At 35.9% G+C, this 21,221-nt stretch carries 23 protein-coding genes and 1 pseudogene; 17 read left to right on the top strand and 7 right to left on the bottom strand.

The window, feature by feature from the left end:
- The first annotated feature begins 513 nt into the window (after window positions 1-513).
- The 5 genes from CLLU_RS11810 to CLLU_RS11825 all read left to right on the top strand — a co-directional run bounded on the left by CLLU_RS11810 (window position 514) and on the right by CLLU_RS11825 (window position 5,621).
- Window positions 514-1,506, top strand: coding sequence for an ABC transporter substrate-binding protein (locus CLLU_RS11810; protein WP_158255921.1), 993 nt, complete (start codon window positions 514-516; stop codon window positions 1,504-1,506).
- A gap of 161 nt (window positions 1,507-1,667) precedes the next feature.
- Window positions 1,668-2,618 carry an ABC transporter permease gene (locus CLLU_RS11815; RefSeq protein ID WP_106009993.1) on the top strand — a complete coding sequence of 317 codons (951 nt, stop codon included), beginning with the start codon at window positions 1,668-1,670 and terminating at the stop codon, window positions 2,616-2,618.
- An 8-nt stretch (window positions 2,619-2,626) separates the two neighbouring features.
- Entirely contained in the window at window positions 2,627-3,388 is a 762-nt protein-coding gene (locus tag CLLU_RS11820; RefSeq protein WP_106009994.1) for an ABC transporter ATP-binding protein, read from the top strand.
- A gap of 239 nt (window positions 3,389-3,627) precedes the next feature.
- Window positions 3,628-4,041 carry a hypothetical protein gene (locus CLLU_RS19150; protein WP_242977582.1) on the top strand — a complete coding sequence of 138 codons (414 nt, stop codon included), beginning with the start codon at window positions 3,628-3,630 and terminating at the stop codon, window positions 4,039-4,041.
- 26 nt (window positions 4,042-4,067) lie between these two features.
- Entirely contained in the window at window positions 4,068-5,621 is a 1,554-nt protein-coding gene (locus CLLU_RS11825) for a methyl-accepting chemotaxis protein (RefSeq protein WP_242977584.1), read from the top strand.
- 14 nt (window positions 5,622-5,635) lie between these two features.
- Here CLLU_RS11825 and CLLU_RS11830 read toward each other — a convergent pair.
- From CLLU_RS11830 to CLLU_RS11840, 3 genes and pseudogenes are all read right to left on the bottom strand, one after another.
- Window positions 5,636-5,902 (bottom strand): annotated as a pseudogene (locus CLLU_RS11830) (heavy metal translocating P-type ATPase); the annotation flags it as partial.
- A 76-nt stretch (window positions 5,903-5,978) separates the two neighbouring features.
- Window positions 5,979-6,254, bottom strand: a complete 276-nt coding sequence (locus CLLU_RS11835; protein ID WP_106009995.1) for a metal-sensing transcriptional repressor — start codon at window positions 6,252-6,254, stop codon at window positions 5,979-5,981.
- Between the two features lie 248 nt (window positions 6,255-6,502).
- Window positions 6,503-7,054: a helix-turn-helix domain-containing protein gene (locus CLLU_RS11840; protein ID WP_106009996.1), complete on the bottom strand. Its 552-nt coding sequence runs from the start codon at window positions 7,052-7,054 to the stop codon at window positions 6,503-6,505.
- 367 nt (window positions 7,055-7,421) lie between these two features.
- On the opposite strand from CLLU_RS11840, the gene CLLU_RS11845 reads away from it, so the two are divergent.
- From CLLU_RS11845 to CLLU_RS11865, 5 genes are all read left to right on the top strand, one after another.
- Window positions 7,422-8,195 carry a glycyl-radical enzyme activating protein gene (locus CLLU_RS11845; protein ID WP_106010021.1) on the top strand — a complete coding sequence of 258 codons (774 nt, stop codon included), beginning with the start codon at window positions 7,422-7,424 and terminating at the stop codon, window positions 8,193-8,195.
- Window positions 8,196-8,261: 66 nt separating this feature from the next.
- Entirely contained in the window at window positions 8,262-10,667 is a 2,406-nt protein-coding gene (gene hypD / locus CLLU_RS11850; protein WP_106009997.1) for a trans-4-hydroxy-L-proline dehydratase, read from the top strand.
- Window positions 10,668-10,818: 151 nt separating this feature from the next.
- Window positions 10,819-12,009 carry a CD0519/CD1768 family membrane protein gene (locus tag CLLU_RS19155; RefSeq protein WP_242977585.1) on the top strand — a complete coding sequence of 397 codons (1,191 nt, stop codon included), beginning with the start codon at window positions 10,819-10,821 and terminating at the stop codon, window positions 12,007-12,009.
- Window positions 12,010-12,072: 63 nt separating this feature from the next.
- Window positions 12,073-12,873, top strand: coding sequence for a pyrroline-5-carboxylate reductase (proC, locus tag CLLU_RS11860; RefSeq protein ID WP_106009998.1), 801 nt, complete (start codon window positions 12,073-12,075; stop codon window positions 12,871-12,873).
- Between the two features lie 158 nt (window positions 12,874-13,031).
- Window positions 13,032-13,811, top strand: coding sequence for a PhzF family phenazine biosynthesis protein (locus tag CLLU_RS11865; RefSeq protein ID WP_106009999.1), 780 nt, complete (start codon window positions 13,032-13,034; stop codon window positions 13,809-13,811).
- 49 nt (window positions 13,812-13,860) lie between these two features.
- On the opposite strand, the gene CLLU_RS11870 is transcribed toward CLLU_RS11865, so the two are convergent.
- On the bottom strand, window positions 13,861-14,181 hold the full coding sequence (locus CLLU_RS11870) for a winged helix-turn-helix transcriptional regulator (RefSeq protein WP_106010000.1): 321 nt from the start codon (window positions 14,179-14,181) through the stop codon (window positions 13,861-13,863).
- A gap of 149 nt (window positions 14,182-14,330) precedes the next feature.
- Between CLLU_RS11870 and CLLU_RS11875 the strand changes: the two genes are divergently transcribed.
- The 7 genes from CLLU_RS11875 to CLLU_RS11905 all read left to right on the top strand — a co-directional run bounded on the left by CLLU_RS11875 (window position 14,331) and on the right by CLLU_RS11905 (window position 17,895).
- The gene (locus CLLU_RS11875) at window positions 14,331-14,894 is read left to right on the top strand and encodes a flavodoxin family protein (RefSeq protein ID WP_106010001.1); all 564 of its coding nucleotides are present in this window, start codon (window positions 14,331-14,333) and stop codon (window positions 14,892-14,894) included.
- 100 nt (window positions 14,895-14,994) lie between these two features.
- On the top strand, window positions 14,995-15,312 hold the full coding sequence (locus CLLU_RS11880; protein ID WP_106010002.1) for a hypothetical protein: 318 nt from the start codon (window positions 14,995-14,997) through the stop codon (window positions 15,310-15,312).
- Between the two features lie 32 nt (window positions 15,313-15,344).
- Entirely contained in the window at window positions 15,345-15,881 is a 537-nt protein-coding gene (locus CLLU_RS11885; protein ID WP_106010003.1) for a nitroreductase family protein, read from the top strand.
- A gap of 209 nt (window positions 15,882-16,090) precedes the next feature.
- Window positions 16,091-16,585, top strand: coding sequence for a hypothetical protein (locus CLLU_RS11890; protein WP_106010004.1), 495 nt, complete (start codon window positions 16,091-16,093; stop codon window positions 16,583-16,585).
- Between the two features lie 3 nt (window positions 16,586-16,588).
- The gene (locus CLLU_RS11895) at window positions 16,589-16,780 is read left to right on the top strand and encodes a helix-turn-helix transcriptional regulator (RefSeq protein ID WP_106010005.1); all 192 of its coding nucleotides are present in this window, start codon (window positions 16,589-16,591) and stop codon (window positions 16,778-16,780) included.
- 47 nt (window positions 16,781-16,827) lie between these two features.
- Window positions 16,828-17,274, top strand: coding sequence for an aminoacyl-tRNA deacylase (locus tag CLLU_RS11900; RefSeq protein ID WP_106010006.1), 447 nt, complete (start codon window positions 16,828-16,830; stop codon window positions 17,272-17,274).
- A 114-nt stretch (window positions 17,275-17,388) separates the two neighbouring features.
- A complete protein-coding gene (locus CLLU_RS11905) occupies window positions 17,389-17,895 on the top strand; it encodes a GNAT family N-acetyltransferase (RefSeq protein ID WP_106010007.1) in 507 nt (168 codons plus the stop codon).
- 83 nt (window positions 17,896-17,978) lie between these two features.
- Here the strand turns inward: CLLU_RS11905 and CLLU_RS11910 are convergent, their stop codons facing one another.
- From CLLU_RS11910 to asrA, 3 genes are all read right to left on the bottom strand, one after another.
- On the bottom strand, window positions 17,979-19,190 hold the full coding sequence (locus tag CLLU_RS11910) for a molybdopterin molybdotransferase MoeA (RefSeq protein WP_106010008.1): 1,212 nt from the start codon (window positions 19,188-19,190) through the stop codon (window positions 17,979-17,981).
- 147 nt (window positions 19,191-19,337) lie between these two features.
- Complete coding sequence (gene asrB / locus CLLU_RS11915; protein WP_170065757.1) at window positions 19,338-20,129, bottom strand: anaerobic sulfite reductase subunit AsrB; 792 nt, start codon at window positions 20,127-20,129, stop codon at window positions 19,338-19,340.
- Window positions 20,129-21,187, bottom strand: a complete 1,059-nt coding sequence (asrA, locus tag CLLU_RS11920; RefSeq protein ID WP_106010010.1) for an anaerobic sulfite reductase subunit AsrA — start codon at window positions 21,185-21,187, stop codon at window positions 20,129-20,131. Before asrA ends, asrB begins: the two co-directional genes overlap by 1 nt.
- Between the last annotated feature and the right edge of the window lie 34 nt (window positions 21,188-21,221).

Consider the following 21,221-nt stretch of genomic DNA (forward strand, 5'->3'; position numbering starts at 1 on the left):
TCATATATACTGTATATATTCGAATATATACAGTATATACAACATTGCAGACTTTGTCAATCTACAGCTGAAAGAGTATTAGGTGAATTGCTGTATATTTATACTTGAGACTGCCCGTTTTTTCTCAGTGAAGGAATTAGTGTCAGTAAAAATTAACTATGAATGATTTAAATTTATGTTGCGAATTTTATATTGACAATGGTACTTAAAAATTATATAATTAGCTTGTTCAAATGAGATGTAATCTTATTATATAGGTCTGCAAAAGTAGTGAGCGTATTGTTTAAGGTAAGCTAAATAATTTTATATAAATTGAATGTAATGGTTAACCAGAAAACTGGAGACTATACAAGTTGAAATTTAAATAGGCTTTTTGAGGACTGTTTAAATTTCAACTTGTATAGATTTTTTTTGGAATTTGAATATTCAGATAATAGAAATATTTTATCTATAGATTGAAGAATGTTAAAATAAGTTTTACAAAAATGATAATTTTATTTAGGGGGAGATATTTTGAAAAAGAAATTTCTAAAAATTATAGTGCTTATATCCACAATAGTTGTTGTATTTGCAGGATGTGGTACTACAAAGAATACAGATAGTTCCAGTGGAAACTCTACACAATTAACTAAAATTACACTTGGTACATATAATGGAACCTGTGAAGCGCCGTTGTATGTTGGAATTGAAAAGGGCATATTTAAAAAACATGGCCTGGATGTCAAGCTTCAAAATATAAATGCAGAAACCTTGAAAGAAGGTATAGCTTCGGGAAAAATTGCAGGGGCTCAGATTTCTCCAGGAATGTTTAAATCCATGGAACAGGGTCTGGATATAAAGCTCACTACAGGAGTTCATACAGGATGTATACAGGGCGTTGTTCCAGTTAATTCACCTATAAAGGATGTAAAAGGATTGAAAGGGAAAACTATAGGAATTGATTCTATAGGAGGAGTCCCAATGGTGCTTTTATCCATAGAGCTCGGTAAGTATGGCATTGATCCTAAAAAAGATGTACAGTGGAGAGTGTATCCTCAGCCACAGCTTGCACAGGCACTTGAAAAAGGTGAAATAGATGCTTTTGCAGCCTGGGATCCTTATGGAGCACTGGCAGTATCTCAAGGGAAGGCAAGAAAAATATTTGGAAACAGCAATAATGAAAAGGGAAAAGAGGATAGCTACTGCTGCTATGTAGGTGTAAATGGCAAGCTTGCAGATAAAGATCCTAAGCTGGTTAAAGCTTTAACTGATTCATGGGTTGAGGCAGATGCTTGGGTACAAGCTCATCCACAGGAAGCTGGAAAATTGATAGTGGACAAAAAATATGTAAGCAGTGGAGATGAAAAGGAAAATGCCAAATTATTGGGAACTTATAAATTTGTACCTGATAAGGCAAAATCCAAGAAAGATTTTACAAATACTCTTAATGCCATGAAGGCACAGGGGATAATTGATTCAAGTACAGATGTGAATGCACTTGTTAAATCCACTCTTATAGATTATTAAATTATTGTGAGATGACAATAGATCTTCCTGCAAATTAAATGCAGGAAGATTTACTCATGTCAAACAGGTGGAGAAAAGTATTCCTTATTAGCAAACTCCACCTGAGCCTAAGAATAACTTTATAATTTAGTTAATAGGATATAGATTTTGGAGGAAACAAAATGAGATATAAGCTAAACATTAAAATATTTTTGCCGATTTTAGCACTTGTTATAGCAATAATAGTTGATAAAGTGCTGCCCGACAAAATATATGCCTATCACACCACTTATTGGATACCGGTTATTTTAATAACTATAGGTATATATTTGATACTTATACTGGTATCCTTGAAATATTCTCTGCTAAACAGCAAATTAAAGGAAAAGGGACCGCTGTTTTCAGTTGGAATTTTGATTCTAGTTGTCATGGAACTGCTTACAGCGAAATTTTCAATTTTACCGCTGCCCTATTTTCCACACCCTGGGCAGGTTATCGATGTAATTATAACAGATAGAAAAATGCTTTTTCTAAGTTCGGTTTATTCAATCAGAATGTTATCAGTAGGTTACTTTTTGGGAGCAGTACTGGGACTTGTGACAGGAACTCTAATTGGATGGAGTAAAAAATTTAATTACTGGCTGGGACCGCTTCAGAAAGTTATAGGCCCTATACCTGCAACAGCTTGGATACCAATAGCCATGACTATTTTTCCCACCAGCTTTACGGCAAGCATATTTATTCTCACCCTGGCTGTATGGTTTCCAGTTACAGTAATGACCAGCTCGGGTATTGCCAATGTAAAACAGTCCTATTTTGAAGTGGCTCAAACTTTGGGTGCAGGTAAAAGTTATTTGATATTCAGAGTTGCTCTTCCCGCAGCGCTTCCTAATATATTTGTTGGTCTGTTTATGGGACTTGGAATGTCTTTTATAACTTTGATAGTGGCCGAGATGTTGGGAGTCAAAGCCGGACTTGGATGGTATATAAACTGGGCTCAAGGCTGGGCGGAATATAAAAAAGTATATGCCAGTCTGACGGTTATGTCTATTTTATTTTCTGCAATAATAAGTTTATTGTTTAGAATAAGGGACAGGATCTTGATGTGGCAGAAGGGACTTATAAAATGGTAATGTGAGAGGTGAGTTTGTTGGAAGGCAATTTATGTATAAATAATTTAAGCTGTGAATTTTTAAATCATGAGGATAAAAAAACTATAGCAATTGAAAATGTAGGATTTACTGTAAAACCGGGAGAATTTGTATCCATAGTAGGTCCCAGCGGCTGTGGCAAGTCCACTATGCTCAGAATGATAGCAGGGCTTCAAAAGCCCTCCAGTGGTGAGATAAAACTGGATGGTAAGATAGTGGATAAGCCAGGTTATGAAAGAGGACTTGTGTTTCAGGATCCAACTCTTTTTCCATGGCTTACAGTATATGATAATGTGGCCTCTGGTCTGGTGGCCAGGAAAGTATTTAAAGAGCAGAAGGAACTGGTGTCATACTATATAAAACTGGTTGGGCTTGAAGGTTTTGAAAAAGCTTATCCCCATCATTTGTCCGGTGGTATGGCTCAGCGTGTTGCCATAGCAAGGGCTCTTGTAAATGATCCTAAAGTGCTTCTTTTAGATGAGCCATTGGGGGCACTGGACGCCTTTACACGTATGTATATGCAGGATGAAATTTTGAGAATCTGGGGAAAACGTAAAAATACTCTTCTGCTTGTTACCCATGATGTGGAAGAAGCTGTATATCTAAGCGACAGGATAATTGTAATGTCTCCAAGACCGGGCAGAATAAGAAAAATAGTGGAAGTGAATATCAAAAGACCAAGAGATAGAAACAATAAAGAGTTTCTGTCATTGAAAAATGATATATTAACTCTTTTAAATTTTGTAAAATAACAATATATTGTTTCGTAATAAAATCCCCATACCACAGGGGATTTTATCATGTGAAAAATATTATTTACTAAAGGAGCTATTTTTATAAATAACTTAATTATATATGGATATGAATTTGACGGAGCTTTATTTTTAACATAAAATTTACTCTACTTTGAGATATCTTAACTTTCACGTGATAAAGTATTACTTGATGAAAGTAAATTAACCTAAAGTACATGAAAAGGAGGGTAAAATCTATGAAAACTATTAAGAATAAGATAATATTGGTGATTTCAATTACCTGTGTATTGAGTTTGCTGCTATCTTCAGGAGTCAGTTATTTTATATTTCATAATTTTGTAATTGGGGAATCCGAAAATAAGATTTCGGCACAGTCTGATAAATATGCAGGTATTATCAACGGTTGGATTGATGGACAGGGGAAAATATTAAATGAAATCACTGACGGCGTACAGCAGATGGGGTTTTCAGATGACAAAAAGATTTTGGAGTATCTGACAGCAAAAACCAAGTCCAATCCATATTCTTTGGCTGTATACATGGGTTTTAAGGATAAAAAATATCTGGATGGTTCTGGATGGGTGCCTGATAATAATTTTGATTGTACTCAGAGAATATGGTATAAGGGTGCCGCTGAAAAAAAGGACTGACCTTTTCTGAACCCTATGTGGATGCATTGACAAAGAAAATGGTAGTATCCATATCCAAGCCCATAATAGAAAATAATGAAGTGGTTGCGGTTGTAGCTTCTGATGTTAAACTGGATACAATTACAAGCACCATAGATAAAGCAAAACCCATAGATGACAGTTATGCTTTTCTGCTGGATAATGAAAACAATTTTATGGTTCATCCCAATAAGGATTTTAAACCTACAGCCAATGCAGCTAAAAATATTAATAAGGTGATGAATGGACGTTTTTCCACAATACTTAAGGGTAATGTAATTTTGTTAAAAGATTATGATGGCAGAGAAAAATATTTTGTCACTTCCAAAATTGATGCTTGCAACTGGACAGTCGGTCTGTCAGTGCCCAAAAGTCAGGTGGAAAAGCCGTTGAGGGGATTGATTTTCTGGTTGATTCTGGTAATAAGCGTTTCGCTGTTATTTGCAGTGCTGGTTTCAATGTATTTTGGTAAAAGAATAGGAGATCCTATACTATCTTTGACAAAGGCTGTAAATAAAACCTCAAATTTTGATTTGACTGAAGATCATAGTTTTGATTATTTATTAAAGAGAAAAGACGAGATAGGACAGCTGGCAAAATCTTTTAACGGCATGAAGGAAGAACTGACCGGACTAATTAAGGACATATTGGAAAATTCTCAGAAGATGAGCAGGGAAAGTGAGGAATTTTCGAAAGTTGTTCATGAAATATCATCAAAAACTGAAGATATAGGCGGGGCAATAAAGAATATAACGGGTGCTGTGGAGGAGTCAAGTGCGGTATCAGAGGAAATCAGTGCATCTATAGAAGAAGTGGATGCCAGTATAAATGAACTTTCCAGTAAAGCAGCTGAAGGAAGTAATAATGCCGGTAAATTTAAACAGAGAGCCAGTGATATAAGCAGTAAAGGTAAATCTTCCATAGAAAATATTCAAAATTTATATCGGGAAAAAGAAGAAAACATATTGAAGGCAATCGAGGATGGAAAAATTGTGGAGAACATAGTAGTGATGGCAGATACTATTGCGAGTATAGCAGAACAGACGAATTTGCTTGCACTAAATGCAGCTATAGAAGCTGCCAGGGCAGGAGAGCAGGGGAAAGGTTTTGCAGTGGTGGCTGAAGAGGTTAGAAAGCTTGCAGAACAGTCATCACAGGCAGTATCAGGTATACAGGAGACTATTGTAAAAGTCCGTGAAGCATTTAAAAAGCTCTCCTATACAGCTGATCAGGTATTGAAATTTGTAGATGAAGATGTAAATGCCCAATTTGTAAATTTTCAGGATATGGGAAACCAATATTATAGTGATTCGGATTACACAAGCAAAATGTCCGATGAAATAGCAGCGTTTTCTGAACAGCTTAATGCCACTATAAATCAGCTAAGTGAGGCAGTTCAAGTCATGGCACAGAATATACAAGCTTCATCAGGAAATGCTGAGATGATAAAATCCAGTATTGATGAAAATATAAAATCAATAGGAAAAGTTGCCGTAACAGCAAAAAATCAGATGGAAATGGCTCAGAAGCTTGATAAAATGGTAAGAAAATTTAAAATTTGAAGCGGTGCTTTAGTTTATTTATCTTTCCAATTTAACAACAATGCTGAATTCAAAATGACCATAACTGAACCGGCATTATGTACAAGTGCACCTATTACGGGTTTTAGTATTCCCAATATAGCCAGTGTAACGGCAATAAAATTTAACACCATGGAAAATGTCAAATTCAACTTAATGGTTTTTGTTACCTTTTTGGATAGGCTCAATAGATGCAGTATGCATTTTATATCATCCCTTATAAGTGCGATGTCCGCTGCATCAATGGCAATATCACTGCCAACCATACATACAAGTTCATTTATGTCCTTTTGCCAATAAAAAAACTGCTTATATTTTCATATAAACAGTTAAATTATTCTAAGACATCCTGCAGAAATGCTCCAGTGCTTTTGAAAATTGTGCTATTGTTTTTTCTGCATCACCATGCTGAATCCCATCTCTGACACAGTGGTTTAGATGACCTTCCAAAATTATTTGTCCTACTTTATGCATTGCACTTTTAACTGCATTAATCTGTATTAAAACATCCTCGCAGGGAATATCTTCATCAATCATTTTATCTATAGCATTTATCTGTCCGATGATTTTTTTTATGCGTCTATGCAAGTTGTCAGAATCCATACACTGTTTCATAGTATTATCCTCTTTTCTAATATTTATTTCTATATTGAAATAATCATATTAAGTGATTCTTAAGTTCAGGTGGAGTTTATTTATAAGAAATGCTTTTCTCCAGCTGACCTGATAGTTCACATTCCTGTTGATGTAAAAGTTAGCTTGGTATGCAATATAATACTATCAGATATGAGAGGGCAATTCAATTGAGATGGTGAAAAATTAGCAATCAATGTCAGCATTGGGATAAATGTGGTGTTAGTTCACTACTTGTCAATTTCAATGTTGCTGGGATAGTGAACAACAATAAATTTTATCACCTTATTGGTCTGATTGTCCCAATTATGTTTTTGTGTAGATAGATAATGAGCGGAATCACCTGGATACAGTTTGAATATGTTCTCATCAATTATTAAAGTCAAAATTCCTTCCAAAACGTAAATAAATTCTTCCCCTTGATGGGTATAGACATCTGGATATTGATGATCGTCTTTTGGTAAAAGTTCTACTAACTTAGGGGAAATCATTTTATTTTCTGGATAACGACTTAGACTTTTGTATATAGTTTTGTTTAATTGACGAATAAACGGCTGATCATAACTTCTGATAATCAGCTCTTTTTCTTCATCATCAAAAAAATAATTGATTTTGACGTTAAGTACGTCGGCAATATGGGACAAGTGTTCCACTGCAATTGTGGTGATACCCCGTTCAAATTGAGAAAGAAAGCCGGTAGATAATCCGGTTTTCTCTGACATAGTTTTCAATGTTAATCCTTTTTTATTACGCAATTCTTTCACTTTTTCTCCTATATTCATAAATATAATCTTCCTTTCACAAGCTCAAGGCACAAAACTCAATGAAAAATGTATTCCTATAAGCAATATTCAATTTACATAATTTTTTAAACATAAAAATTATAGTAGATCTGCAAAAACTTTTCAAGTGACAGAGGACTTTTTCAATAATACATAAATTCATGAAGATGAATTAATTTTTTCAATTTATTCCTATTATATGTATATGAAATTGCTTTAAAATATGATTATTAAAGAAAAATCAGGCTGCTCGAAGTTTGTTAAAATAAAATCATAATTGTGAAAAAATATACTAAAAAGTATTGAAAATTTCATTTATATGAATTATAATTAGAAATGAAATAGAGAGGGGTTGCTTTCAATGAACATGCCTTATATATTCAATATCCAAAAATTTTCTGTTCATGATGGACCAGGTGTTCGTACCACGATTTTTTTTAAAGGCTGTCCTATCAGGTGCATGTGGTGTCATAATCCAGAAAGCCAGAAATATGAACCTGAATTGATGAAAAACAAGGATGGAAAAGATGAGCTGATAGGCAGGCAGTATACTGTAAAGGAACTTGTGAAAATAGTTCAGGCAGATCAGATCTTTTATGATCAATCTGGAGGAGGTGTTACTTTATCTGGAGGAGAAGTTATGACTCAAGATATCGATTACATCGAAGAATTGGTAAAAGAGCTCCACAGAAAAGGGATATCAGTGGCAATTGATACCTGTGGTGTAGTTCCACCTGATAATTATAAACGAATATTACCTTATACTGATCTTTTTCTCTATGACCTAAAGTTAATTAACTCACAAATGCACAAAAAGTATACGGGGGTGTCCAATGATCTGGTATTGGAAAATCTCAAGTTAATCAGTGATCAGGGAGGAAAAATCAATCTGCGTTTGATTTTAATCAATGAGGTCAATGTAAACGATGAAGCAATTTGTGGAATTGCCAGCTGGCTTAGGGAACAAAACATTTCTGTCCAAAGCATTAATCTTCTGCCATACCATGACTTTGGCAGAGACAAGTACCGAAATCTGAACAGGGAATGCACCCAAAACTTTGAAAAACCAAGTGATGAGCGCATAGAGGAAATTAAAGAATACTTCGAAAAAGCTGGTTACTCCGTGAAAATCGGTGGTTAATGGCTGCCTGTTACCGTCTATTTATAAGATCAAGATTATAGTTTTATTTTTAAGGAGGAGGATAAAATGACAAAATCAGCAACAGCAGAGAGAACCAGAAGGGGTTCCACAGAACGTATAAGACGACTGAGAGAAATTAGTACTAAAAAGTGCAAGCCCAGCATTTCCATGGAGAGAGCGGTTTTGTTGACGGAAGCTTATAAAATGTATGAAGGAAAATTTTCAACTCCAGTTCTTCGAGGATTGGCTTTCAAGCACATAATGAAAAATCGTACGCTTTATATTGAAAAAGGGGCTATCATAATAGGAGAAAAAGGACACAAGCCATGGGCTGCACCAACTTTCCCGGAATTATGCTGTCATACCATGGAAGATTTCGATAATATGAACAATCGAGAAAAGGTTTTCTTTAAAGTTTCCGAAGAAGACAAGAGAATTCAGAAAGAAGTTATTATTCCCTACTGGAAAAATCGTGCGTTGATGACACGAATGAATAAATTATTGCCGGATGAATGGCATAAGCTGTTTGATGCAGGACTGTATACTGAGTTTTTGATGCAGCGTGGGCCGGGACATACTGTGGCCGATGGAAAGATATACCGTAAAGGATATGCTGATTTTATTGAGGATATTCAGTATGAAGTCGATCATTTGGATTACAACAAGGATGTAAATGCACTTAATAAAAAGGAAGAATTGGAAGGTATGAAGCTGGTTTGCGAAAGTATGATTATCTTTGGCGAACGTTATGCGGCTAAGGCACGTGCTCTGGCAGCTGCTGAAAACGATCCGCAGTGGAAAAAGGAATTGTTGGAACTAGCTGAAGTTTGTGACGTAGTGCCCAAACATGCACCGCAGACCTTCCGTCAAGCAGTACAGATGTACTGGTTCACCCATATAGGTGTCACTGTTGAAATGAACAACTGGGATGCTTATTCTCCAGGTAAACTGGATCAGCACCTGGAACCATTTTATGAAAAGGATATCGAAGAAGGACGCCTGACTCGTGAAGGAGCTCGTGAAATTCTGGAAAATCTATGGATACAATTCAATAACCAGCCGGCACCTCCAAAGGTTGGAATAACCTTAAAGGAAAGTGCAACTTATACGGATTTCTGTAATATCAATACTGGAGCACTGCGTCCTGATGGAACCACAGGTGTAAATGAAGTCAGCTACTTGATTCTGGAAGTAATGGATGAAATGAAATTACTGCAGCCAAGTTCAAATGTGCAGATATCCCGTAAGACTCCAGAAAAATTTCTGCGCGATGCACTCAAAATTTCACGTAAAGGATGGGGGCAGCCAGCTTTCTATAATTCTGAAGCCATTATACAGGAATTACTGTTTTTAGGTAAATCCATTGATGATGCCAGAGAAAGCGGAATTGCCAGCGGGTGCGTAGAAACTGGTACAGCAGGCAAGGAAGCCTATGTACTGACCGGCTATTTGAATATACCAAAGATTTTTGAACTGGTATTGAATCGTGGGTTTGACAGCTATACGCAAAAGCAGGTAGGACTGGATCTTGGGGATCCACGTGACTTCAAATCCTATGAAGAAGTTTATGATGCATTCTATAAACAATTGGAATATGTAGTAAATGTGAAAATTGCAGGAAACAATTTAATTGAACGTATGTATATGGAACACATGCCGGTTCCGCTGCTGTCAGTTATTACCGATGATTGTATTAAGTCCGGTGTTGACTACAATGCAGGAGGAGCCCGCTATAATACAAGCTATATACAATGTGTAGGTATAGCTACTATCACCGATTCGCTGGTTGCTATAAAGAAGAATATATTTGAAGATGAAAAATTTTCCATGAACGAGTTGCTCAAGGCTTGCAAAGCTGATTTTAAAGGGTATGATGAAATCTTTGAAACAGTCTATAATCATACTCCTAAGTATGGAAATGACGATGACTATGCAGATGACATTTTAAAGGATGTTTCTCAGTCCCTGCAGGATGCTATTGCAGGCAGAACTACACCTAAGGGGTCCAGAACTGTAGTTGAATTTTTGCCGACAACCTGCCATGTATATTTTGGTCAGGTAATGGAAGCCAGCCCTAACGGCCGTCATGCAGGGATTTCTCTTCCAGATGGTATTTCACCTGAAAAAGGTGCGGATCGAAATGGGCCTACTGCCGTAGTTAAATCTGCTTCTAAAATTGATCAGCTGAAGACTGGAGGAGCACTGCTTAATCAGAAGTTTACACCGGCAGTTGTTCAGGGAGAAGAGGGTATATCCAACCTGGCTGCTTTGATTCGTTCATATTTTGCTATAGATGGTCATCATATTCAATTCAATGTTATTGATCGTAAGACACTGCTTGATGCCCAAAAGCATCCTGAGGAATATGAGAACTTGATAGTAAGGGTTGCAGGATATAGTGATTACTTCAATAATCTGGATAGGGCCCTGCAAGATGAAATTATTAACCGTACAGAACAAAGTTTTGCCTGATCAAAGTTTGATTGTTGAATAAAGATTAATCGTCAGACTGTCAATCTGATTGTTCTATCAGTTATGATGACAGCCTGATGTTTAAATAAATTGTTGGATTATTCCTAAAGAATGCCACAGAAAATAATTTTAAAATATAAGGAGTGAAATTATGGAATCACAAAACACTGTTCATGTGGAAGAAAAGGGATATAGGAAGGAGATCAGCAAAGGAACATACCTATGTATAGGATTTATTGTATTAATTTTAGGTTATTTGAGTAGTGTAATAGGTGTGGGAAAAGCATTTAGTGTTATCATGAAGACAGCCCATGACCTATTGATCAATACCGCCTTTTATATAATGTCTGTGGCAGTTCTGGCAGGAGCTATTTCCAGTGTATTTTCCGAGTTTGGAGTAACTGCATTGCTGAATAAGATTATTTCTCCAATTATGAAACCGCTGTTTAAGCTTCCGGGAGCAGCATCACTAGGAGCAATCACCTGTTATTTCTCGGATAATCCATCTATTGTTATAAATTCAAGAGATCCTGGTTATGCAAAATACTTTAAAAAGTATCAGTGGGCAACAATGATAAATTTTGGAACTACTTTTGGAATGGGAATCATTATTACAGGCGGAATCCTGGGTATACAAGGAGGAAAATATGCCAGCGGAGTTGTTTTAGGGACAATTTGTGCCTTTATAGGCGGAGCACTTAGTACACGACTGCTTATGAGAAAAACCAAAAAAATGTATGGTACTGAACAAACTGTTGGTGAGGAATATCTCGATGCTGCAATTGAACAGGCACCTAATGGCTATAGAAAGATTCGTGAAGGAAGTGCATTTCAGCGTGGATTAAATGCGACTTTTGATGGCGGAAAAAGTGGTGTACAATTGGGATTGAGCATAATTCCGGGAATCTTGATTTTCACTACTCTGGTGATGATACTGACCAATGGTCCGAGTATTGTTGATGGTCAAGCCGTGTATAAAGGTGTAGCTTATGAAGGCACCGGACTGCTTAAAGACATCGGCGACAAACTATCATTTATTCTAACTCCACTGTTTGGTTTTGCCAATTCAGAAGTTCTAGGGCCTCCATTGACTTCATTGGGTTCCTGCGGAGCTTCTATAGCTGGAGCAAAACAGCTGGCTGAAAGTGGATTGTTAAATGGTCATGACATGGCAGTTTATTTTGCAATTGCTTACTGCTGGGCAGGTTTTTTATCCAGTCATGCTTCAATAGCGGATTCAATGAAAACACGTGAAATTACTACCTATGCCATGATGACCCATTTTATTGGAGGTATTGTGGCAGGGGTAATAGCAAATTATGCCTATATGCTGATTTTTTAGGAACTGATTTTACTTTTAATACCAATAAAACTAATAATTTGTAAAAGAAAGAAGGAGTTATTTATGAAGAATACAATTGGATTTTTTGGAGGAGGCAACATGGGAAGGGCAATTATGGGAGGACTAATCAAATCCAAGCTCTATAAGCCAGAAGAAATTTTTGTTTATGATGTCTATGCTCCCACCCTTGAAAAGCTGAAGAATGAGCTGGGAATCAATCCTGTTGGCAGCAGCAGGGAGCTGGTGGAAAAGGCACAGACTCTAATTATCTCTGTCAAACCAGCTGTACTGCCTACAGTTTTAAAGGAAGTTAAAGAAGATATCTCTAAGGATAAAATAGTGATCTCCATTGCTGCAGGTGTAACTTTAAGCAGACTTGAGGAATTACTATCTACAGAACATAAGATTGTAAGAGTTATGCCGAATACACCGGCACTTGTGGGTGAAGGAATGTCGGCTATTGCTGTTAATGGACACCTGTCAAAGGAAGAGCAGCAGAAAGTTCTGGCTATCTTCTCCAGCTTTGGTAAGGGACAAATAGTTCCAGAGAAATTGATTGATGCTGTAGTAGGTGTCAGTGGATCTTCACCGGCCTATGTGTATATATTTATTGAAGCTTTGGCAGATGGTGCTGTCCTAGAAGGAATGCCCAGGAATATGGCTTATGAGTTTGCAGCTCAGGCAGTCTTGGGGTCAGCTAAGATGGTGTTGGAAACTGGCAAACACCCCGGAGAATTGAAGGATATGGTGTGTTCACCAGCAGGTACTACCATGGAAGCTGTGAAGGTTTTAGAGGAAAAAGGCTTCAGATCGGCAGTAATTGATACTGTTCATGCAGCCGCAGAAAAAAATAGAAACATGTAAATATCTAAAGCCCGTTGATCTAAAGCAGATTGACGGGCTTTTTTATTGCACAGTTGAAAGGCCTGTTTTCTGGAAAAATTACTTCAATTCAGCAGGTATATGATATAATTTGTATAGAATAAGTTCGTGAAAATTATATATTGAAAGGAAGACAAAAAATGAAATATTATGTTGTTGACGCTTTTGCTGATGAAGTATTTAGAGGAAATCCCGCCGGTGTATGTGTTTTAGAGAATCCCATAGATGATAGTACAATGCAAAAAATTGCAGGAGAAAACAACTTATCGGAGACAGCTTTTGTGGTTAAAAATGGTAATGGTTATGATCTGAGATGGTTTACTCCAAAAGCCGAAATAGATTTATGCGGGCATGCTACTCTGGGGGCTTCCTATGTTATTTCCAATTATGTTGATATAGGAATTGAGAATATGACATTTAATACTGCCAGCGGGATACTCAAAGTTAAACGAAATGGTGATTTGTACGAGATGGATCTTCCCTCGAGAGAACCAAAAAAGATAGAATTATCACCTGAAATGGTTTCAGAGGCTATTGGTATCAATCCTGTTGAAATATATTTATCCAGGGATTTATTTGTGGTTTTAGAAACAGAAAAACAGGTAGAAAAATTAAAGCCTAATTTTTCTGAAATGATAAAATTGAAAAATGGACTTGGAGTTATTGTTACAGCTAAAGGGACTGATGTGGATTTTGTATCCCGATGCTTCTATCCCAAACTTGGTGTAAATGAAGATCCGGTAACCGGTTCAGCACATAGCAATTTAATACCGTTTTGGTCACGGAGGTTAAACAAAGATACAATGGTAGCTAAACAGTTATCATCACGTGGAGGGACATTATACTGTAAAACAGCTGGAGGCAGGGTCAAAATAAGTGGAAAAGCCGTGCCCTATATGGCGGGAAATATTAATATATGATTTGTGTAACTTTTTATACTTAGTATAATATATCAACGGTAGTCGTATGTTAGATATATGTTTTTTTATATCTATAAACTTCATTCCCCCATTCACCAAGAGCCTTTAAAGCAACTATGAGTTTTTGACTAAGCTTTGATAATTCATATTCTACTCTTGGTGGAATTTCATTGTATTGATGACGGATAACAAGAGAATCTTGTTCAAGTTCTTTTAAGTTTTTTGAGAGCATCAGACTGGATATGCCATTAACTTTTCTTTGCAGTTCATTAAATCGAATAACTCCATTTTGGAACATGGTCCAAATGATTAAGAGTTTCCATTTGCCACCTATGACATTCATAGCATACCCGATATAACAATCTTTCATAAAGTAACCTCCATTACTTATATAAATATTAGTGACTAAACATTTTTTGCGTACTTGTTGACTTATATGCTACTTAATATAATGAAGTTAGTCAATAGATAATTGACTTAATTTAAAAAAATTTTATATTTTGAAAGAAGAGATACTAAATGTCAAAAGTGGTTATTTTCAAAGGCAGTCCAAGAAAGAATGGATATACTGCAAAATTATTGGAACAAGTAGCAAAGGGAGCAAAATCCAAAGGTGCTGAGGTTATTAAATTTGATTTAAATGATCCTGGAATCCGTGGATGTCAAGGATGCTTTTATTGCCGTACCCACGACGGATGTACTGTTGAGGATTATTTGCATCCAATGTATGAAGCTATTAATGAAGCAGATGCTATTGTATTTGGTTCTCCAATCTATTATTATCAAATTACAGGTCAGGCAAGAGTTTGGTTAGATCGTACATTTCCAATGGTTGCAGGTCTTAAAGATACTTTTGTACCTAGACATCCGGGTAAAAAGTTAATAACAATATTTGTTCAAGGAAGCTCAGATCCTAAAATAGGTGCAGAGGGCATTAAATTTGTCAATGATATTTTTAAAACATATGGTTGGAAATTAGAGGATAACATTCATTATTGCGGAACTAGTCATAATCCTGATTTAACAATGTTTGATGAGTTGTCTTTAAGAGCATTCAAGGACGGAAAAAATTTAGTTGGATAAATTCCTAAATAAAAGTAAACTCTTAATTTAAACTACAATGAAAAAATAAATATATTTATTAGATTTGTAATATATTTGAACGACGGGAGAAGGTCATAAAATGGAACTGGAGGAAATGGGCAGCTTTTTTAACAAGCGGGTTGATGGCTATGAACGGCATATGTTGAATAATGTGGCCGGATCGGATAAATATTATATTGAAACTGACTATATGACTCCCAATCAAGAATATGAAGATCAGTGTTTTGCCGAAAATAAAAAGATTCGTTCAAAATTAGGAATAACTGAAGGATTTTATCACTATGATACTCCCTGTACCGTAGAAAATGAAATAAAAATGCTTTTAAAAGCAGGATTTGAATCTATAAAAAATATTGGGAAATACGGGAATACAGGCATTTTATTGGCAAAAAAATAAAATAGCATAGTTTTAGTGAAAGGGGTATATTTATGACCAATTATTTTGATTTGATTGCACAGCGTGAGAGCTGCAGAAATTATCTGGATAAACAGGTGGAAAAGGAGAAATTAATTTCCTGTATAGAGGCGTGTCGAATTGCTCCGTCAGCTTGTAATGGGCAGCCTTGGAAATTCATAGTTGTAAATAACAGGAAACTGTCCTCTAAAGTGGCAAAGTGCCTCCAGGATATAGGTATGAACAAATTTACAGATAAATGCCCCGCCTTTGTCATTGTACTGGAAGAGAAAGGGGATATTAAGGCTCGAATTGGAGGAACAATCAAAGATCAGGATTATTCCTCCATTGATATTGGTATTGCAGCGGCTTATCTATGCCTTGCCGCTACTGAGCAGGGATTGTCCACCTGTATTATGGGCTGGTTTAATGAGAAAAAACTCAAAAAACTGCTTGATATACCAACCTCTAAGAGGGTAAGGATCGTAATAAGTGTTGGCTACTCTGCAGATACAAAACTCCGAAGCAAAATTCGCAAAAGCAGGGAGGAAATTTTGCAGTTTATAGACTGAGTACTATTAGTGCTGGATTAATTCTTTCCCGCACTCGATGGGATCTGTTGAATGGAAATAAAAGCCTGGAATGCTGGATCTTAAAAAGTGAAGGTCTTCCGGTTTTTTGAATAATAAGTGTTTTTAAAAATGTAAAGAACTATTGACATTTTCCTACGGATATTATATTATAAATGTAAAGAAGTTTTTACACAAGGAGGCGAATGAGATTGTTTAAGAAGAAAGATGAACGTGAAAAAAGTGCGGATGCTGTTGCAGTGCAATACAGTTATTTAATAGTATTATTGCTTATGTTTTGTCTAATAATTGTACAGAGTTTATTTGGAGATATAGGTGTATTTTACGGACGGCATGTAAGAATCTATATTGATGGAGGTATAAGAGAGGGCTTTACCTTTATAATGAGCACACAGATTATAATAACATTTATTTCACAAATGATTATAAACAGACGTTTTGGAGGAGAGAGAAGTCCCATAGTGAGTGGTGATCATAAATTCAGATTTATGGATGAAAGGGAAAAGATGGTTTCCACAAAAAGTATTGAAATAAGTATGGTCTATACATTTGTATATCTTGTTATATGGTCAGTTATGGATATAATAAAAAACAGTGTCCTTGGGCCCGCGGCAATTATGCTGATCTTTACGTTTATATTCTATATGCTGGCTAAATTTTTAGCACTTGTAAAGCTTGGAGGATAGCATATGAAAAATCATATAAAATATTATCGAAAAAAATATGGTATGACTCAGGAAGAACTGGCAAAAACTCTTGGGGTTACGAGACAGACTATTATAGCCATAGAGAACAACAAGTACAATCCAACCCTTGAGCTGGCTATGAAACTGGCAAAATATTTAGAGGTGGCAGTAGAGGAACTTTTTATACTGGAATGAAGAGGCAGCCGGCTAAAGAATACACTTTTATTAGGAGGTGAAATAGTATGGAGAATATAAGAGAGATTTTGAAAAAAAGTGGCTGTTCATATGAATTGATCCACAATGATATACCTATTTATACTGCAAAAGAGGGTGCGGATTATTTTAAAATTGATATTGCCCAAATAGCACCTACTCTTATAATATATACCGCCATGGGTTTTCACGTATTGATTGTTTCAGGAGAAAGAGGCCATGTTAATTTTAAAGACATAAAGCATTTATTGGGCTGTAAAAATGTAAGATTGGCGACCAAAGAGGAGGTTAAGTCCGTAACAGGATTTTCAGTGGGCAATGTTCCGATGCTCGGAATTTCACTGCCCTGCATAATAGATAGAAAACTTCTTGAATTTTCATTTGTTTATGGCGGCTCGGGCGAAAAAGACACTACTCTGAAAATTGATCCAAATGCTCTGTTTAAATTGAACAAAGTTGTTGGGACAATGGATTAAGATTGAACACTTTTTTCAATAATGCATGGAGACTGTGACAAACAATAGAAGTGATAAGGGACAAATGCTTTCTAATAATTCTAGACTTGGAACTAAGACTGGAGGTTAATAAGTATGGAGTTGATGTTAAGAAAAGCGGTCATACAGGATTTGACCGATGTAGTAAAAATTTTTAAAGCTGCTATTCGGGTAATGAGTAATAATGGAATTGATCAATGTGATAACATATATCCAGATGAAGAGATTTTAAGAGAAGATATTCTAAAAAGTCAAATGTTTTTAGGAAAAATTAATGGCAGAATAGCATCTGTGGCTGTGATAAATCAAGAATGTAATAAAGAGTATGAAACAGGAAACTGGCGATATAAAACATATCCCTTTATTGTAATTCATAGATTATGTGTTAATCCAGATTTTCAAAACCAGGGGATTGGTAAACGTACCCTTATGGTAATTGAAAGAATGTTAAAGAGAAAAAATATAAAATCCATAAGATTGGATGCTTTTTCTTTAAATCCGATTGCCCTGAGGCTGTATGAGAAAAATGGCTATAAAAAAGTGGGAAAGATAAATTTCAGGAAAGGGATATTTTACCTGTATGAAAAGGGAATAAAGATATAATGCCTGCAATATAAATCTAGGCAAAACTTAAATACCGGAGATTGGCATCTTCCGGTATTTAAAAAATTATTGATTGTTATTTTCTATTTGAATATAAATTTTCCACTTAAAATTTTTCCTGCTTTAACATTTCCACATTCCTCAGGTATGATAATAATTCCATTTGATTTGCTCATGGTTTTAAGATGATTGGAGCATTGAGATCCTGTTTTATAGGCATAATATTTGTTATTGTCCTTTTTGATTTTTACAAATACATATTTTTTTCTTCCTGCTTTAGCTTTAAAATCCTCTGCCAAAATAACGGGAAAAATTTCCTTATTTTTAATTTGTCTGCCCATCATTTTTTCAATTGCAGGTTTGACAAGTTCTTCAAAAGTTGTTATTAAAGACAGTGGATTACCTGGCAGAGAAAAAAATAGTTTTTCCTTATAGGTGGCAAAGGTTACTGGTTTTCCAGGCTTGATTGCTACTGAAGTAAATTTTATATCTGCTCTTATTTCTTTTAATATATCGTCTACAAAATCATAATCTCCAACGGATGCTCCTCCTGAACTGACTACTATATCTGCATTTTTTAAAGCATATTTGATTTTTTCCCTTAAGTTGTCCTTATCATCTTTGACTACTCCCATGGATAAGGCTTTTGCACCTAAATTTTTAATTAGAGCCTTTAGTGAATATTCATTGCTGTTTCTGATTTTACCTCTTTCAAATTTACTATCTATGCCGACTAATTCATCTCCAGTAATAATTAAGGCAATAGTAGGGCTTTTATAGACATGTACAAAGCCATACCCCAGCGATGCTAGCAAGCCTACTTCTACGGGTCTGATGATTCTTCCTCTATTTAGTACCAATTCACCGGCTTTAGTTTCTTCTCCAAGTTTGATCACATTATTATCTTTATTTACAGCTTGGGATACCTTTAATATATTGCCTTTAACTTCCACCTTTTCAATTTCTATAACGGCATCTGCACCTTTGGGCAGGGGTGCTCCAGTCATAATTTTAAAAGCTTCACCGGGTTTTAGTTCATCTTCGCAATAGTCTCCTGCTTTTATTGATCCTTTGACATCAAATTCTGCAGCATTTTCTGCACCACAGTTTCTGGTATCCTCACTTTTAATGGCATATCCGTCCATTGCAGACTTGTCAAAGGGAGGCAGATCATCTTTGGAATAAATGTCTTCTGCTAAAGTTTTATTGAGACAGGACAGTATATCCTTTTTTTCTAAAGTCAACTTTTTTATATTTTCATTAATTATGTTTAGTGCATTGTCTATACCAATCATTTGTATTTCCTTTCTTTTATGTTGATAGACAAAACCTGAATCTATCCAAATTATATATCATAATTTATATCTGATTCAAGTTTTGTCTGATTTTTCCATGAATAGTCATAGGTTGATTTTGAACAACTACATAAGAAAACTTAATTTCTAGTCCAGCAGATCCTTGGCCTTAGTATAGTTGAAAATCGGTCCCTCCAGGCAGACATAGGTTTCGTTTATCTTACAGTGTCCGCACTTGCCTACTGCACAGGACATTTTTCTTTCAAAAGAAACCCATATTTTGGATTCTTCCACACTATTTGCAAGGCATTCCTTAGCCGCAAAGTGCATCATTATTGGAGGACCAACTATAATAACATTATAGTCTTTAAAGGTATTAAATGGAATCTTTTTAATGTGCGCTGTAACCATTCCAGTTTCAAATCCATCTACTTTAGTATTATCTAAGGTATAGATTGTATTGAATACAGTTTTGAATTTTTTAAGATCATACTCGAACAAAACGCAGTCGATATCTTTGAAGCCGGCAATTAGATTTATGGATTTGATCTCTTTTGGATGTTCATAAAAGTAGTTTAAAAGGCCTTTGACTGGAGCGAAGCCGGTACCGCCGGCAATTACCACCAGGTCTTTGTTCCTGAATTTATCTAGGGGGAAGGAGTTACCATAGGGACCTCTCATAAACAGTGTGTCATTAGGCTGCAGGCCGAAAATTCCCTCTGTAAGTCTGCCTACCTTTCGAATTGTGAATTCAAGCCATCCAGCTCCCTTGCCGCTTACGGATATGGGGGCCTCGCCTACCTTGGGAATTGACAGCTGAAAAAATTGTCCGTACTTGATATTGTCCTTATCATATGCAACCCTGAAGGTATATTCGGCATTGGTTTCATGTATCACATCTAGAATTTTATAAGGTGCAGGTAAGGTGATATTGGTCATTATTTATTCACCTCCCTGGATGATGGTTCTTCACTTGATATTTTTTCTATTTCATCGCTCAAACTGTTGATAGTATCAGAAAATGAAATCTCCTCTGGACATCGGCGGCTGCAGCGGCCGCAGCCTACACACATATGCTCTGTACCGCCAAAACGGGCATTGTAATCATAAACCTTGTGCAGGGTTTTAAATCTCATTCTTTTACCGGCTGTTTCTCTAACTTTATGTCCACCTGCCATAGTTGTAAATTCTTCAAGCATGCAGGATGACCATACTCTTCTTCTCTCTCCCCTGCGGCTTGTTTCATTGTATATGATATCCGTAGTGTCAAAACAGCTGCACGTACCACAGACTGTATTACAGGCGCCGCAGCTTATGCACTTTGTATTGAAGCTATCCCATAATTTCAAGTTGTAAACTTTTCTCAAGAGATCAATATTGTCTATTTTAGGTAATTTTACTTTTGTTTGGTTTTGCTGAACAAATTCAGGAGTAAAATCCCTTGAGGTTTCCCCGCTGAAGTATTTTTTAAATTCCTCATCCTTTACTTCTATCAATAGGCCGTTGTCTTCAAATCTTACAGCTGCGCTGTAATTGTCAGTCCGATTTGAACCCATGGAAACGCAGAAACAATTATCCCATCCTTTCCGGCATTCCATCATGAAGATCTTTATTTTATCACGTAATCGCTTATAATAATTATCCTCTTTATCGCCGTTTTTCAGGAAAATAGTGTCCAGCCTCTTGATGCCGTTAATATCACAGGGGCGGGCAAATAAAATGATATTTTTACTGTCATCAATACTACTCTCAATACATTTATCTTCCGTAAAATAAAGAAGTGTCTGACTAATAGGGTAAAAGACTTCTTTCGGTGAAAAATCAGATTTTTCATCATAGACGATCTCTGATACCGAATTGATTTCAGCATAGCGTATTAGGTCGGTATTAGGCTTCCAACCGCGATTTTCAAAGCGTTTAGGAGCATATATTTTGTATTCTTTTTTAAGTTCATCGATTATTTTGTCCATTCTTTCCGAACTCACATAATAACCCAATGATTACCCCTCCTATCTTTTTATAAATTATATT

Source organism: Clostridium luticellarii (assembly GCF_002995845.1).
Classification (GTDB): domain Bacteria; phylum Bacillota; class Clostridia; order Clostridiales; family Clostridiaceae; genus Clostridium_B; species Clostridium_B luticellarii.